The sequence below is a fragment of the Prevotella sp. oral taxon 475 genome (assembly GCF_018127805.1).
Taxonomy (GTDB): Bacteria; Bacteroidota; Bacteroidia; order Bacteroidales; family Bacteroidaceae; genus Prevotella.
On sequence record NZ_CP072334.1, the window covers coordinates 1,786,074 to 1,801,686 of the forward strand.

Annotated in this window: 13 protein-coding genes; 7 read left to right on the plus strand and 6 right to left on the minus strand. The window is 51.2% G+C overall.

The features are described from left to right. Window positions 1–323: 323 nt before the first annotated feature. From J5A66_RS07120 to J5A66_RS07145, 6 genes are all read left to right on the plus strand, one after another. Window positions 324–2,513: a M6 family metalloprotease domain-containing protein gene (locus tag J5A66_RS07120; protein ID WP_249109936.1), complete on the plus strand. Its 2,190-nt coding sequence runs from the start codon at window positions 324–326 to the stop codon at window positions 2,511–2,513. 521 nt (window positions 2,514–3,034) lie between these two features. After that, window positions 3,035–3,181 carry a hypothetical protein gene (locus J5A66_RS07125; protein ID WP_249109937.1) on the plus strand — a complete coding sequence of 49 codons (147 nt, stop codon included), beginning with the start codon at window positions 3,035–3,037 and terminating at the stop codon, window positions 3,179–3,181. A gap of 28 nt (window positions 3,182–3,209) precedes the next feature. Then, window positions 3,210–4,649 (plus strand): hypothetical protein, encoded by a 1,440-nt coding sequence (locus J5A66_RS07130; RefSeq protein WP_211789966.1) that lies wholly within the window; start codon window positions 3,210–3,212, stop codon window positions 4,647–4,649. A gap of 205 nt (window positions 4,650–4,854) precedes the next feature. Continuing rightward, window positions 4,855–5,766 carry a M48 family metallopeptidase gene (locus J5A66_RS07135; protein WP_211789967.1) on the plus strand — a complete coding sequence of 304 codons (912 nt, stop codon included), beginning with the start codon at window positions 4,855–4,857 and terminating at the stop codon, window positions 5,764–5,766. Window positions 5,767–5,889: 123 nt separating this feature from the next. Then, window positions 5,890–6,342, plus strand: coding sequence for an NfeD family protein (locus J5A66_RS07140; RefSeq protein ID WP_211789968.1), 453 nt, complete (start codon window positions 5,890–5,892; stop codon window positions 6,340–6,342). A 58-nt stretch (window positions 6,343–6,400) separates the two neighbouring features. Beyond that, the gene (locus J5A66_RS07145) at window positions 6,401–7,354 is read left to right on the plus strand and encodes an SPFH domain-containing protein (protein ID WP_211789969.1); all 954 of its coding nucleotides are present in this window, start codon (window positions 6,401–6,403) and stop codon (window positions 7,352–7,354) included. Between the two features lie 101 nt (window positions 7,355–7,455). Here the strand turns inward: J5A66_RS07145 and xpt are convergent, their stop codons facing one another. From xpt to J5A66_RS07165, 4 genes are all read right to left on the minus strand, one after another. Continuing rightward, window positions 7,456–8,022 carry a xanthine phosphoribosyltransferase gene (xpt, locus tag J5A66_RS07150; RefSeq protein ID WP_211789970.1) on the minus strand — a complete coding sequence of 189 codons (567 nt, stop codon included), beginning with the start codon at window positions 8,020–8,022 and terminating at the stop codon, window positions 7,456–7,458. Window positions 8,023–8,087: 65 nt separating this feature from the next. After that, window positions 8,088–9,380: a nucleobase:cation symporter-2 family protein gene (locus J5A66_RS07155; RefSeq protein ID WP_371742848.1), complete on the minus strand. Its 1,293-nt coding sequence runs from the start codon at window positions 9,378–9,380 to the stop codon at window positions 8,088–8,090. A 177-nt stretch (window positions 9,381–9,557) separates the two neighbouring features. Continuing rightward, a complete protein-coding gene (locus tag J5A66_RS07160; RefSeq protein ID WP_211789972.1) occupies window positions 9,558–9,986 on the minus strand; it encodes a Fur family transcriptional regulator in 429 nt (142 codons plus the stop codon). Continuing rightward, entirely contained in the window at window positions 9,983–11,266 is a 1,284-nt protein-coding gene (locus J5A66_RS07165; RefSeq protein ID WP_211789973.1) for a histidine-type phosphatase, read from the minus strand. The genes J5A66_RS07160 and J5A66_RS07165 overlap by 4 nt, the downstream gene beginning before the upstream one ends. A gap of 232 nt (window positions 11,267–11,498) precedes the next feature. Between J5A66_RS07165 and J5A66_RS07170 the strand changes: the two genes are divergently transcribed. After that, complete coding sequence (locus J5A66_RS07170; RefSeq protein WP_211789974.1) at window positions 11,499–11,963, plus strand: MaoC family dehydratase; 465 nt, start codon at window positions 11,499–11,501, stop codon at window positions 11,961–11,963. Window positions 11,964–12,640: 677 nt separating this feature from the next. Here the strand turns inward: J5A66_RS07170 and dnaA are convergent. Continuing rightward, window positions 12,641–14,050 carry a chromosomal replication initiator protein DnaA gene (dnaA, locus tag J5A66_RS07175; protein ID WP_211789975.1) on the minus strand — a complete coding sequence of 470 codons (1,410 nt, stop codon included), beginning with the start codon at window positions 14,048–14,050 and terminating at the stop codon, window positions 12,641–12,643. Window positions 14,051–14,291: 241 nt separating this feature from the next. Further along, on the minus strand, window positions 14,292–15,611 hold the full coding sequence (locus J5A66_RS07180) for a DEAD/DEAH box helicase (RefSeq protein WP_211789976.1): 1,320 nt from the start codon (window positions 15,609–15,611) through the stop codon (window positions 14,292–14,294). Window positions 15,612–15,613: the final 2 nt, after the last annotated feature.

Genomic DNA, 15,613 nt, shown 5'->3' on the forward strand with positions numbered 1-15,613 from the left:
AAAGCAAATTCGAGCAAAGAAATGAGTTTCGGCCGCGGCCGAAACTCATTTCTCATTCAACCAATCCACCGGCTGCAGCCGACAACACCAAACAGAGAAAACCCATACCGCCATAACCTGCGGTAACAGCGCAAGCCATCGCGCAACAAGCGGGAGGCCATCTCCCACCTATTCGGAAGTCACCTCCCGCACACTCGGAGGTCATCAGCCGAAAAGAGAATGGTCAATTCTCAATTGTGAATGATCAATTGTCAATTCATTTTTCATACCTTTGCAGACAGCTCGAACGCTATTCTCTCCCAGGCGCACTTCCTCCCGAAGAGATGCAACTGAGTGAGAACTGCATCAACACATCCCCCATCGCAATGAAACTCAACACCCATTCTAAAAACCGAATTCTCTTCTCCGCCCTGTTTTCATTCTGCGTAGCCATTGCCCCGGCCATGCCGGCGCAACGCGGCGTATGGCGAACGGCTACACTGACCGACGGCACTTCCATTCGCCTTCAGTTGCAAGGCGACGAGCATCTGCATTATTGGCAGTCGGAAGACGGGAGATGCTTCTCCATCGACGACAACGGCATGGCCCATCTCCTGACTGAACCGACGAGAGCCAAGGCGCAGACCCGCGCCAAGGAAAACAATCGCCGTAGAGAGGCGCGCCGACTCCGGCTGACGTCACAACGCACACCGTACACAGGGCATAAAAAGGGCCTGATCATCCTCGCCGAGTTTTCCGACCGCCACTTCGCCGCTGGCCACGACAAAGCCCTTTTCTTCCGCATGGCCAATCAAGAGGGATTTACGCATCAAGACGGAGCCAGGGGGAGCATACACGATTACTTCAAAGCGCAGAGCAATGAGGCTTTCGACTTGACGTTCGACGTGGTCGGACCAGTGCGCCTGGCTCACAACATGGCCTATTACGGGGCCGAGACCGAGGACGGCGATCACGATACTCGCCCGGGAGAGATGGCCGCCGAGGCCTGTCGGGCCGTTCAAGATTCTGTCGACTTCAGTCTCTACGACTGGGATCAAGACGGCGAGGTAGATCAGGTTTACATCATCTACGCCGGCTACGGTCAGGCTTCGGGCGGACTCCCGAACACCATCTGGCCGCACGAATGGACGCTCTCGTCGTCCGACTACGGTAGCACGCTCACCCTCGACCACGTCACCATTGACACCTATGCCTGTAGCAACGAACTCGAACTCGGTCCGCGGCTTGCCGGAATCGGTACCGCCTGCCACGAGTTCACCCATTGCCTCGGATTCCCCGACATGTACGACACGGCCGGTCACGGTTCCTTCGGGATGGGATCGTGGGACTTGATGGACTACGGCGGCTATAACGGTCGGGGCTACACTCCGGCCGGATACACCAGCTACGAGAAGATAGAATCGGGCTGGCTTCATGCCGTAGAACTGAAACAGGATATCGACGTGCCTACACTTCTTCCGCTAAGCGAGGGAGGCGGTGCCTTCATCATCTACAACGACAACGAACCCCGGGAATACTATCTGCTCGAGAATCGCCGCAAGAGTCACTGGGACTCGGCCCTGCCCGGCGAAGGCCTCTTAGTGTTGCATGTCGACTACGATGCTGCCGCCTGGCAACACAACCGCGTGAACGCTAATCCCAATCATCAGCGGTGCACCATCTTTCATGCCGACAATTCGGCCGGCACAACCATGGCCAGTCAAGCCGGAGACCCCTACCCTTTCAACGATAACGATAGCCTCACTGCCACGTCTCAACCCCGCGCGTCGGTCTTCAACCTCGGCCCGGATGGCAGCGACGTTCTCAACAAATCGCTCACTCACATCCGCCGTCATCCCGATGGCCATGTCTCGTTCCGCTTTCGCCTCACTTCGGGCGGGAATCTCACAATCCCGGGCGACACGCTCTTTTACGAGTCGTTCGACAAGTGTCGCGGTCGCGGCGGCAACGATGGCCTATGGGCCGGTGCGGCTGGCTCGGGTGCTTTCCACCCCGACCGTCTCGGGTGGACTTCCGCCACCAGCGGCAATGCCGAATACGGTGCCCATCAGTGTGCTAAGTTCGGTACGACAAAGACCTGGGGAAACGAGCGCACGCCTCTCTTCTATGCTGAAGACGGAGCCACCATCACCTTCAAGGCCGCCGCTTGGGGAACTGAAAACTGTACCCTCAATATCAGCAGTCTCAACCCCCGCCTCACCATCACGCCTGCGTCTTTCGCGCTCTCCAAAAAAAGCTGGACCACCTGCACCGCTACCCTCCACGGCACGGGGCAGCTCCGCCTCTCGTTCATCGGCAGTCAGCCTCGTTTCTTCCTCGACGAGGTGCAGGTTCTCCGCCCCACCGCCACCGGCATCTCTGAGATTCCCGTCGAACCTACTGCCTCAGAGCATGATCCCTCTGCCACTCGTTCGCAACGCATCTACAGTCTCGACGGCCGCTACCTGGGCACTCGTCTCGACCTCCTGGGCAAAGGCATCTACATCGTAGGGGGAAGGAAAGTGGTGAGGTAAAATCCAGAGACCTTTATTTGTCCATCTCAAAAGATTGTGCTACCTTTGCCGTCGTCTTCACAGAAACCGCTCGTTTCTGTAACAACAAGACCATAGGTTTCTTTCAATAAGAGAACAGAACAACAAAAGCAAGCCATGTGTAGCGTGTATATATATAAAGGTATAGTAGGAGAACAGAAAGGAATTGACTTTTCTGCATCTTTTAACGCCTTTCCCTTGGTAGTCTCCGAGAAAATGACTACCTTACACACACACACACACACACACACACACACACACACACACCATATGCGCACCTATTGGTAGTGTAACACTTTTTCACTTTTTCCTACGCGCGCGCGAAACGCGTATAGTCCCATCGGCAAAGGGCTCTTCGGAGTTCCCTTTGCTTCTCTTTTCATGCCCACTTAGCAAGGACGGGAAAGAGAAAATAACAAAGATTTTCACTCATAAAAATATTAGAGATTATGAATTGTAATAAGAGAAAGGTCTACATACGACCTACAAGCAAAGTAATGACAATGGAAGAGGAACATTTATTGCATGGTAGCGGGCAACACAAAGATGCCGAGAACGGCGGAAGCTATGGAGATGCCAAACAAGGCTTCTTTTTCGATGACGAAGAAGAGCGCGAAGAAGAAAACACCCCACAATCTTGGGGCATTTAACAACAAGAGAGCAAAAACGGAAAAGAATATGAAAACAATTAGCAAGAAAACCCTTTTATTCTTTGCAGCAACAGCCTTGATGGTAGCTTGTGCGAGCGAAGATATCGAGAAACAAGAGCATACAGGCAAACAACGATTAACCACCTTTCAAAGTGGTAACGTATCGCCAACGCGCACCACAATGGAACATACCATCGGTGGCAAAGGAAAATTCTTTTGGGAAACGGGCGACAAAATCTGGATCACCGCTGGCGCAACTCCTATCAGCAGTACCTCGAGCAACATTACGGGTAAAACCAATCGTGCTCAGTTCTATTTCTCCAGTACGCTTTCCGGCGCGAGCTATCTCGTTACCTATACCGGTAAGGGAAGCACCCAAGGCGATGCCGTTACCATTGCTGCTACACAGACGCAGAGTGCACCCAACAACACCGAACATCTTGGCACATCTGGCGACTGCGGAACAGCCACAGCCCATCGCGACATCCATGGTATCTACAACTTCGAGCTCGAACATAAGGTAGCTTACCTGTGTTTTCAACCTCGTTCTACAGATGCATTTGTAAAGCGGAGCAAGCTGATAAAAATAGAAGTGACATCCGATCAAAACCTTGCCGGCACCTACAGTCTGGGGGCTACAGGTCTGTCGGCATCACCCACCAGCGGAGCCTCGAAAACGATCGTACTCAACACCAATCACTTTCTCCTCGATAATGCTACAGCCGACCTTGACAAGAATGGCAGCTATATAACTCTTGCGCCCGGCCTGCATCATCTCACGATTTACTATTGGCTACGCAACACTACAGATTATACAGATATGACCGTATGGCCGAATGTTAAGAAGCCCATTGAGGGTTTTATTCCCCAGCAACTCACCATCAACGTAGAAGCCGGTAAGATTTACGACATTACAGCCAACCTTAAAATACCATCATATAAAGGTCTAGTCTACGGAGAGGATCCTCAAGCAGCCAACACTGCTAACAATCCCAATATTAACGAATGCAGCTGGCTCGCCAGTAATGGCAATCCGCTTTGGAGCGACAAAATGCTTTGGGTGAGAGACCATACGGACCTTTTTCAAGGTGGTATGTGGTTTAAAAAGTTAAGCACCATCGCCGCAGAGCAAGGCAAGCCCGAAGCATATTATAAAACTATCGCCTCGGATGGCAACAATTACCTAACCACAGAACCCTCTTCACCTTGGATGAGATCTGCCACCGAAGGTTTTCCACAGAAGTTAGACGATTATTTCTTCTTGCCTGCTACAGGCGTCGCGTCTGGTAGCCCCGACAACTATTCGATTCAAACGTTGGGATATTATTGGACAAGCACAGAAGCTCCATCATGGAGTCCTTCCTGGCACAATTGGTATTATATGCACTTTGATAAAACCAATATATATATAGAGACAGAAACTTTAATTTATCAATATACATATAGCTTAGAATGGACTCCGCAGTAATCCCTCAAATGCAAATATCTGGGAAGAGTTGAGGCGGAGAACTATCAACGAGTAAACAAAATCGTTTGCTTTTTTATGAACGAGTTGGCAGGGGAACTCCCTTGTCAACTCGTTCATTGAATATGCAAGACGCGTTTGGGGCCATTTTTAGAATAAATCGCTACCTTTGCTGCCCAATACGATAAAAGATTGTAAACAGATAGAGATGATCAAGAACATCAACCTTTTTCTTTTAGCACTCGTCATGACGGCGGCCTGCGGAACGTCGAGCCGAGTGCCGGTGACCGGACGGAAGCATTCGCTAATGGTATCGGATGCGCAGATATTGAGCCTGAGCAAGCAAGAATATTCCAAGTTTTTGCAGGATGCAAGGCTCTCGACCAACGCTCAGCAAACGGCGATAGTGAAACGCGTGGGACAACGATTGGCACACGCCGTGGAAACGTATCTGGTGAACAACGGTTTTCAGGATGAACTGAAGAATTTTGAATGGGAATTCAACCTCGTTGCCGACCCAAGCGTTAATGCCTTTTGCATGCCAGGCGGGAAGATTGTGGTTTACGAAGGCCTGTTGCCCGTAACGCAAGACGAGGCCTCGCTGGCCATTGTCCTGGGACACGAGATTGCACATGCCGTGGCGAAACATTCGGCCGAACAGATGTCGAAGAAGATTCGGCAGGCCTATGGCACGCAAATTGGAAGCGGACTGCTCGGCATGATTGGCGGCGAGACGGTTGGCAACCTGGCACAGGTGGCGGCAGGACAGTATTTCTCGTTTCGAAATCTGAAATACTCGCGCGACAACGAGTCGGAGGCCGACCGTATGGGATTGATTTTCGCAGCAATGGCGGGCTACGATCCGCAGGTGGCCGTAGACTTTTGGCGACGCATGGCAGCAAAATCGGGCGGTGGAAACGGATCGGACGTATTGAGCGACCATCCATCTGACGCCAAACGTATTGCCGCCATTCAACGAGATATGCCCGAGGCCATAGCCTATTATCGGGCAACAACGAAAGGCTCAAAGAACGATGTGCAGACGAACAAACCCGAGAAAAAGATGCAAAGCGTGTCGGCATCGCAGCTCTACAAGCAGAGAAACGGAAGGAAAAAGTAGAAAAACAAGGCCCGGACTTTGTTTTTTACCGCGGATTACCTAATTTTGAGCCATCAATCCATCCACCAATCGGCATCCTTTAGGGCAACTTAGAGGTTCCGGTTCCATCAAAATTCTCATCTTATGTTCGAATACTTCTCATCGCACGCCTGGCTCTTTTGGCTTCTTGTCAGCATTGTGTGTCTTATTTTAGAAGTCTCTTCCGGCACGTTCTACATTCTTTGCTTTGCCATCGGAGCCTTAGGCGGCGTGGTAAGCAGTGGGTTGGGCGGTGCGTTTTGGGTTCAGGTAGTGGTTTTCGCTCTGTTCTCGACGTTGAGCATCTTCTGCGTTCGCCCGTTGGCTCTCACCTATCTTCACCGCGGAGAAGATGCGCGCGAAAGCAATGCCGACGCTCTCATCGGCCGTATCGGTACGGTTATCGAACCCATCGATGCCACACAGAGCGGTTATATCAAAGTGGATGGCGACGAATGGCGCGCTGTCTCGGTAGACGGAACCGCCTTTGCCAAGGGCGAAAGAGTGAAAATCGTCAGTCGAGACAGTATCGTCATGACTGTGACAGGAGACTTTTGAACGCGCTTGATCTTGCGTGAAGAATGGAAAACTCATCAACTCAATAACTCAACAACTTATGGAATTAACAACCTATCTCCTCATCGCCCTTGTGGGCTTAGTGTTGATTTTCGCGAAGATGGCATTGGTCATCATTCCACAGTCGGAAACAAAGATTATTGAGCGGCTCGGCAAATATTACGCCACCCTCAAACCCGGCATCAACATCATCATCCCCTTCGTAGACAGTGCCAAAACCATCGTCACAATGACCAACCGACGCTACGTCTACTCCAACTCTATCGACCTGCGCGAACAAGTGTACGACTTCGACAAGCAGAACGTTATCACCAAAGATAACATTCAGATGCAAATCAACGCGCTGCTCTACTTTCAGATTGTCGACCCTTTTAAAGCCGTTTACGAAATCAACAATCTGCCCAACGCCATCGAGAAACTGACGCAAACCACGCTGCGTAACATCATCGGCGAGATGGAACTCGACCAAACCCTCACCTCGCGCGACACGATCAACACCAAATTGCGCTCCGTACTCGACGATGCTACCAACAAATGGGGCATCAAGGTGAATCGCGTAGAACTGCAAGACATCATCCCGCCCTCAAGCGTACTCCAGGCCATGGAGAAACAAATGCAGGCCGAACGCAACAAACGCGCCACCATCCTTACGAGCGAAGGCGAGAAGCAAGCCGCCATCTTGCAGTCGGAAGGTGAGAAAACATCCACCATCAACCGTGCCGAGGCTGCCAAACAGCAAGCCATCCTCTTTGCCGAGGGTGAAGCACAAGCGCGCATCCGCAAAGCCGAGGCCGAAGCTATCGCCATCGGAAAGATTACCGAGGCCGTTGGGCAGAGCACCAATCCTGCCAACTATCTGCTAGCGCAGAAGTATATCGCCATGATGCAAGAATTGGCACAGGGCGATCAGGCCAAAACCGTCTACCTGCCTTACGAAGCTACCAACCTGTTGGGTAGTATCGGCGGCATCAAAGACCTGTTCAAGGGTAACTAACTCCCACCATCCTGGCAAACAACGCTTCGCAAAAAAAAGAAGCTTTCCCCATCAACACAAGAGCGTGCCCTCTCCTTGGGCACGCTCTTTTTCTGAAATCTTTATCTTAGTTTGATTTCGCAGTTGTCAAGACTCTCTACCGTGGCCAAAGCCTCATAGCGAATGCCAAGCTGCCGGAGTGTTTCTCCACCCTGCTGGAAAGCCTTCTCGATGATGAAGCCCATCCCCTCGATCTGCGCACCGGCCTTTCGACAAAGCTCAATCACGCCCGTCGAGGCATTGCCATTGGCCAGGAAGTCGTCGATAAAGAGAACATGGTCGTTGGAAGTGAGGTAGTCGGCACTGATACAAACGGTATAAGTGCGATCTTTGGTGAACGAATGAACGGCGGCCGTGAGCATGTTTTCCATCGTCTTGGGCTCTTTCTTCTTAATAAAAACCACGGGCAACTGCATGATATAACCTACCAAAATAGCTGGAGCAATGCCGCTTGCCTCGATGGTGACCACTTTATTGATGGGCGCATCGGCAAACAGCCGACCAAACTCTTTGGCTACTTCCATCATGAGATTGGGATCCATCTGATGGTTGATAAAACTATCTACTTTAAGAATTCCTCCCGGAAAGCACTTTCCGTCTTGGAGGATGCGGGATTTTAATTTTTCCATTGGGATGTTTCGTTTCTTTTTCCGAGTGAGCAGGCTCGTATCAGAGTCTGCCCACTCAGAAAGGCTCACTTTCTATTGAAGAGTCCGTTGGCCAAAATAGCCGTCAGTCCGCCGGTGGTAATCCCCGACGAGAAAATTGTTCGCACACTTTCGGGCAGTTGCCGCAAGATGTCGGGCATGAGTTCCACACCCATTCCCAGGGCCAAACTGGCTGCGATGACCAGCACAGCCTTGCGGTCGAGCTTCTCGGAGGCTACGATACGCACACCGGCTGCAGCCACTGTGCCGAACATCAGCAAGGTGGCACCGCCTAAAACAGGCGAGGGCATGAGCGAGAAGACAATGCCCACAATGGGAAAGAGGCCCAACACGACGAGCATCGCTGCAATGAAATAGCCTACATACCTACTGGCCACGCCCGTTAGCTGAATGATACCGTTGTTTTGGGCAAAAATCGAGTTGGGGAACGACGAGAAGACGCCCGCAAGAAGAGAGTTGAGCCCGTCGGCAAGAACGCCGCCCGACACTCGCTTGACATACACTTCGCCATCTACGGGTTCGCCCGATACCATCGAATTGGCCGTAACATCGCCCGTGGCCTCTATCGCCGTGACGAGGTAGACCAGGCCCACGGCAATGACGGAAGAAACATTCAAATCGATGCCGAGCTTGAAAGGAATGGGGACGTAGAACGATTCGATACTTCCTGCTGTAAGACTTCCGAAGTTGACCATGCCCATACCCAGGGCCAAGAGATAGCCGATAATCACGCCGAGAAATATCGAACTCATCCGAAGATACTTGTTATTGCTGCAATTCAGGGCGATGACACTGGCCAAAACCACACCGGCCACAAGCAGATTACGAGGCGACCCAAAGTCGGCTGCAGCCATATCGCCACCTCCGCAGGCCATCACACCGGCCTTGATCAGGCTCAGTCCGATAAGCATTACCACGATTCCGCTCACCAAAGGCGTAATGATGGTGTGCAGATACCTAAACGAATAGCTCACCAACATTTCTACCGGAGCCGCTGCGATGCAAGCTCCGAAAATCAGAGGCAGCCCTCCGGCCTGTCCGATGGCAATGATCGGACCGATAAACGAGAAACTCGTGCCTTGCACACAAAGAAGCCCGCAGCCCACAGGTCCCAGCTTTCGACACTGAATGAAAGTGGCCAGGCCGGAGACGAACAACGCCATCGACACAAGAAAGCCCGTCGTGGCAAGATCCATATTAAGAGCCTTGGCAATGATGAGCGGTGGTGTGATGATGGCAACAAAGATAGCCAGTAGATGTTGCACGGCTGCAAAGAGAGTTTCTCTTAGGGGTGGTCGGTCGTTGACCGAGTAAATCATTCCTTTGGTTTGCATGTTATTGGGATGAAAAATAAAAGATGAGGGATGAATATTGAATTGTTGTTGATGAAGATGAAAGGATTGCTATTGCTTAGGCTTGCTGATGAGATCAAGTATCCATACGAAAAAAGATGAATGAGAAAGGCTCTCAAGCCTCTCTCATTCATCTTTATTTCTTCACCCGGCAGCAGACGCGCACTCCGGACACATTCCTTTCAACACATAATTGATGCTGTTGAGACTAAATCCATCGGGAATCGCTACCACAGGCACGGCAATTTGCTTCAGACAGAACGTGCGATGGCAGCACTCGCAGTAGAAATGCGTATGTTCATCTTCTACCGTACAGTCGCAATCGTCGGCACACACCGCATATTTTAGCGAGCCCGAACCATCGTCGATGGCATGAATCAGCCGATGAAGGAGGAAGAGCGACAGCGTGCGAGAGATGGTGCTCTTGTCTACCGTGGGCAGAAAACGCTCCAATTCGGGCAGAGAGACAGCCTCGTCTCCCCGCATCATTTCGCGAAGGATGAGCAGACGCATGGCCGTCGGCTTGATGTCGCGCAGCGTGAGTTTATGAATGAAAAACGTTTCGTCGGTCATGGTCGATAAGCATCGAGCTTCCGGAGATAGAAGTCGCGGAAATCCTTCCAGTGATAGTAAGGAGCGACATCGGTTTTGAGAGGTAAGGTTGCCTCGTTCTCGTTGAGCAGCACTTTAAAGAGCACATCCTTGTCGGCCGCCGACCTGCGGTAGAACACAAATTGCAGATTAGAGGCCATCGGAAAGATTTTATAGTCCACCCAATTCTGCTCTGCCAGTTTCTCCAAATCGGCTATCTGTCGACCGTTTCCATTCAAGTCGAGCAAGCAAACCAGAGGCATCACCATCGTGTCGTGTCCATAACGCAGCGTCGCTCCCGGGTGTGGCAAGGCGATACAGCTATCGGCCTGCTGGATAATGTTGCGCAACAGATTGCGTTGACTGTAAGGCTGCGTGCCACCGTTCAGCGGCGACGGACCATACATGATATACCAGCGCGCATTACCGATGAGCCAGTTTTCGTAGAGCTCCTCGTCGGTGAAGAGATCCAGCAACTGAAGTTGATGCCGAAGCTCTGTACTCTGCACGTTGTTGGCCACCTTGATGAGCATTTTGTTCAGTTCCGAAGCGTTGACATTCGCTTTCCAGTAGGCTTCATCGCTAAAGAGCGCGTTCATCACCCGTTCATAGCGATCGTGCCTCTTGGCAAAGGCCATCCATTCCTCCTTGGCCGCTCCTCGCATCTTACGTGCCTGCAGACTGTCGTCGGTCTGATTCATATAGTACATGTCATGATAACTGGCGTCATGACGAATCTTGAGCTGCGGATTCAGTACAAGCAACTGCTGCAAAGCATTTTCCATCGAGAGAATACAACGGATAATCACCGTACTTTTGGCATCTACCGTGGCACGTCCGGCAAACACTTCGGGAAAGTTTTGATACATCCGACGTGCAATACCCTTGTGTTGTTCTGCCCCACGCTGCGTGAGTTCGCCGTCACGCCCCATGGCTTCTTCTCGAATCAGTTTTAGTTTGCCCAGCGTCTGTCTGCCCAACGGCGTAAGCTTTCCTACGCTGTCGGCACGCAACAAGGTGAAATAGGTCGTGTCATACTCCTTCATTCCGATGAGATACCTCGACCCATGTCGGCCATAATGACTGATATAAAAAGGCCGATAGCCCTTCGGTGCCGGCGTTTGAGGACGCAGCGGACCGGGATAGGCCCAGTAATTACCCGCAGACACAAGTCTGTTTTTCTTAAAATCCTGCTTTGCTTGCTGCCCAAACGAGGCCACACTGAATGCCAAAGCGCACCATAGAAGTATTGTTTTTCTCATAAGGCGAAATTGGTTGATGCGCAAAGGTAGAGATTTTATTTAAGTCTCGCAAGATTTCCTACCTGCTTTCAGCCCCGACACCGGGTGTTTTTGCATCGAGAGGCAGGTCATCAGCGATGCAGAGATTTGCAGAGCTCATTTCTTTTGCTTAATTTCGCCGCACGAAGATGAGGGAGGAAAGTGCCTCATCCACCCCGATTGTCCACCCAACAACTCAACAACTCATTATATAATGAACAAATTAGTCATCAACTCTTACGAAGAGTTTGCCGCCCATTTGGGCGAAGAATTAGGTGTGTCCGACTGGCTTTTGATCGACCAGGAACGAATCAATCTCTTTGCCGACGCAACGCTCGACCATCAATGGATACACATCGATGTGGCCCGTGCCCAGCAAGAGAGTCAGTTTCATAGCACCATCGCGCACGGCTATCTCACCCTCTCGCTCCTACCCCATCTGTGGGAGCAGATCATCGAGGTGCACAACATCAAGATGCTCGTCAACTATGGAATGGACAAAATGCGCTTCGGACAACCCGTCGTCACTGGAAGTCGAGTGCGCCTGGCCACCAAACTGCATGCCATCAGCAACCTCCGCGGTATTTGCAAAACCGAAATCGAGTTTAAAATCGAGATCGAAGGACAGCGCAAACCGGCTCTCGAGGGTATTGCAACCTTCCTCTATTATTTCGAATAATTTTCTCTGTCGCGCTCTAAGGCCGATCATCATCTTTCAGCAAATGGCGGATTTCCCTGTCTCAGGAAATTCGCCATTTGCTATTTTGAGACGTTTTTATCGATGTCCGATGCTTGGACATCAACAAAAGGATCGTTATTTCTATTCAACAAAAGATGAAGATCTACAGATACAGAGTTTTTATGTAGGAAATTCTTTTTTTGATGCACAGAATCTGTGATTTTCTGCATGAAAGACTTTTTTGGTGCACAGAATCTATGATTTTCTGCATGAAAAACTTTTTTGATGCACAGAATCCGTGATTTTCTGCATGAAAAACTTTTTTGGTGCACAGAATCTGTGATTTTCTGCATGAGAAACTTTTTTGGTGCACAGAATCTGTGATTTTCTGCATGAGAAACTTTTTTGGTGCACAGAATCCGTGATTTTCTGCATGAAAAACTTTTTTGGTGCACAGAATCCGTGATTTTCTGCATGAAAAACTTTTTTGGTGCACAGAATCTGTGATTTTCTGCATAAAAAACTTTTTTGGTACACAGAATCCGTGATTTTCTGCATGAAAAGCTTTTTTGGTGCACAGAATCCGTGATTTTCTACATGAAAAGCTTTTTTACACGCAAAAAAATGCCATCGCCGAGGGGGTGGCGATGGCAAGCGGGCTTTATGAGAGGGATTTCTTATTTTTTCAGCTTGAAGGAGACTTCGATGCTGGAGATTTCGTTCGAGAAAAGACGATCGGTTTGTATTCGGTTCTCCACCTGCGTGCAACTGTGAAGCACGGTGGAATGATCGCGGCCGCCCACTAACTTTCCTATTCGAGCTGCCGGCATCTTGGTGTGTTTCTGTGCCAGATACATCGCCACTTGACGAGCTACCACCAAATCGCGCTTGCGACTTTTGCTGTGCACCGCCGATACGGTGACGTTGAAATGCCGGCATACTTTCTCGAGAATATCGTCGATGGTGAGCGGTGTGTCGTCTACTTTTACCGCTCGTTTGATGACGCGTTCGGCCAGACGCATGTCTATCTCGCTGTTGTAAACCACGGAGTAGGCCATCAGACTGTTGATGACGCCCTGCAAGTCGCGAATGCTTCCGTTGGCAGTCTCGGCGATAAACTGCGTTACATCAACCGGGATGCGCAGTCCGTCGCGTCGGATTTTGCTGTTCAGGATGTCGATGCAGAGCTGAATGTTGGGCTTTTCCAGTTCGGCAATGATGCCGCAGGAGAAGCGAGTGAGCAGGCGCTCGCTCATGCCTTGCAGTTCTACCGGGGGCCGATCGCTGGCCAGGATGATGCGCTTCCCGTTGCGGAAGAGGTGATTGAAGATGTGGAAAAACGTTTCTTGCGTCTTCTCGGAGTTCACCCAAGTCTGCACATCGTCGACGATGAGCATGTCGATGGTTTGATAAAACTTGATGAAGTCGTTGGTCACGTTCTTGAGCACGGCATTGACAAACTGCTGCTGGAAGAGGTGTGCACTGATGTACAGCACTCTTTTCTTGGCGTAGAGTTGCTTGGTCTGTACGCCGATGGCATTGATGAGATGGGTTTTCCCGCAGCCCGAAGGTCCGTAGATGAACAGGGGGTTGAACTGATTGTTGTTGGGATGCTCGGCTATCGATAGGCCTACCGAGCGGGGCAGCTTGTTGCTCTCGCCCTCGATGTAGTTGGCAAAGGTTTGATGGGGATTGAGCTGCGGGTCGAGTTCGGGCTCCTTCTTCGTCTGTGTGTCGACTTCTGCGTTCTCGCTCCACGCCTTTGCCGCCGATGTGGCTTGTGCATCGGCAGGGTCGGCTTGTATGTCTTGCGTCTTTTTATGCTCGCTATCCACCATCACTCGATAGGTGAGCCTGATTTTCTGTCCAAAGGTTTGGAGCAGAATCTGACTCAAAAGTTCGATGTAATGTTCTTCAATGTATTCGTAGACAAACGAACTGGGCACCCGTAACACCAAAAGCTTCGTCTCGTTGTTGTACGATTCGAAGACTATGGGTTTGAACCAGGTGTCAAACTGCTGCGGGGAAACTTTCTTGGCAATGAGCGCAAGAGTGTTCTCCCAACATCGATCGGGAAGCACGTTCATTGATCTTTTCTTGTGGTTGGTGGCGTTGAATCTATCGCCTCGTTTTCAAATGTAGATGCAAATATCGCAAAAAAAAATGGGATATGCAAATCGTCTGCCTCAAGAGCAATTTGCGAAAGCTAAGAAAATGCAAACTAAGAGCTAAGAAAACGAAAGTCAGAAGCTAAGAAAACGCGATGCAAAAGCTAAGAGATTGCATCGCGAGAGTGAAGTGTTAAGAAAATGAATGGGATGGAGCAGCTTATTTCGGAGCCACTTCTTCGATGAGGGTTTTGAGGCCTTTGATTTTTTCGCCAACAACGTTTGCGAGGAGTTGACGAACTTTTTGGCGATCGACGGCTACATAGGCATAGCGGGCGTTGACGTCGATGCGACCGATGTCGGTGGGTTTGAGATGTCCTTTCTTACAGAGGAAACCGAGGATGTCGCCACGACTGATCTTGTCTTTCTTGCCTTTGCCGATGTAGAGGGTGACCATCCGAGGCGGAACGGGGCTGGATGGAGGGGTCGGGAGTGTGAGCGGCTCGAGGCTTTCGGCGGCGTATGGGGGGGCGCACTCGTCGGGCGAGAGGATGAAATAGCTGCTGCCCGACTTGTCCCAGCGGGCGGTGCGACCGATACGATGCGTGTAGGCGTCTTCGGTTTCGGGTAGATGATAGTGAATGATGTGGAGAACGTTGTCGATGTCGAGACCGCGCGAAGCCAGATCGGTGCATACCAGAACGTTGGCACTGCCGTGGGCAAAGCAGTAGAGGGCGGCTTCGCGCCTGGGCTGTTCGAGTCCGCCGTGAAACAGACTGGTCGTGAAGCCTCTTTGGCGAAGAAATTCGTCGGCGCGCTCCACGCTCTGACGATGATTGAGGAAGACGATGGCACTCTCGCCGTTCAGGGAGCAGAGCAGCAAGTGGAGTGTGTCGAGTTTGTCTTTCGTTTCGCTTCTCACCTCGAACATCTTGATGCGTTGTTGTACTGCGGGATTTTCGTCGAGATAGTCGATGCAGACAACCGAACGGATGTCGACGAAGTCGGGGATGCGCTCTGACGGGGTGGCCGAGAGAAGGATGCGGCGGCGGATATATCTGAGCGAGCGAAGCAGGGCTTGCATTTCGGCTTCGAAGCCCAGGTCGAGACATTTGTCGAATTCGTCGATGACGAGCGTCCGCACTTGATCGGCCTCAATGTTGCCTTTGTCGAGATGATCGTTGAGCCGACCGGGCGTGGCGAAAACCACTTGCGGGCGTATCTGTCGGAGCATTCGGTGTTCGTCCATGGCCATTCGTCCGCCGTAGCAAGCGCAGCTTCTGATGCTGCCGATCGAGGAGAGCACGCGTTGCGATTGCAGAGCCAGTTCGCGACCGGGCACGACCACCACGGCCTGCACCGCATCGCTCTCTGTATCGATGCTCTTGATCAGCGGCAGCATATAGGCCAGCGTCTTTCCCGTCCCCGTAGGCGAGAGTACGACGACATCGTGCCGACTGTCGGCCTCGCTCACAGCTTGCTGCATGGGGGTGAGACGATCGATGCCCAACTTGTGTAAAATCTGTTCTGTTGTGTTCATGT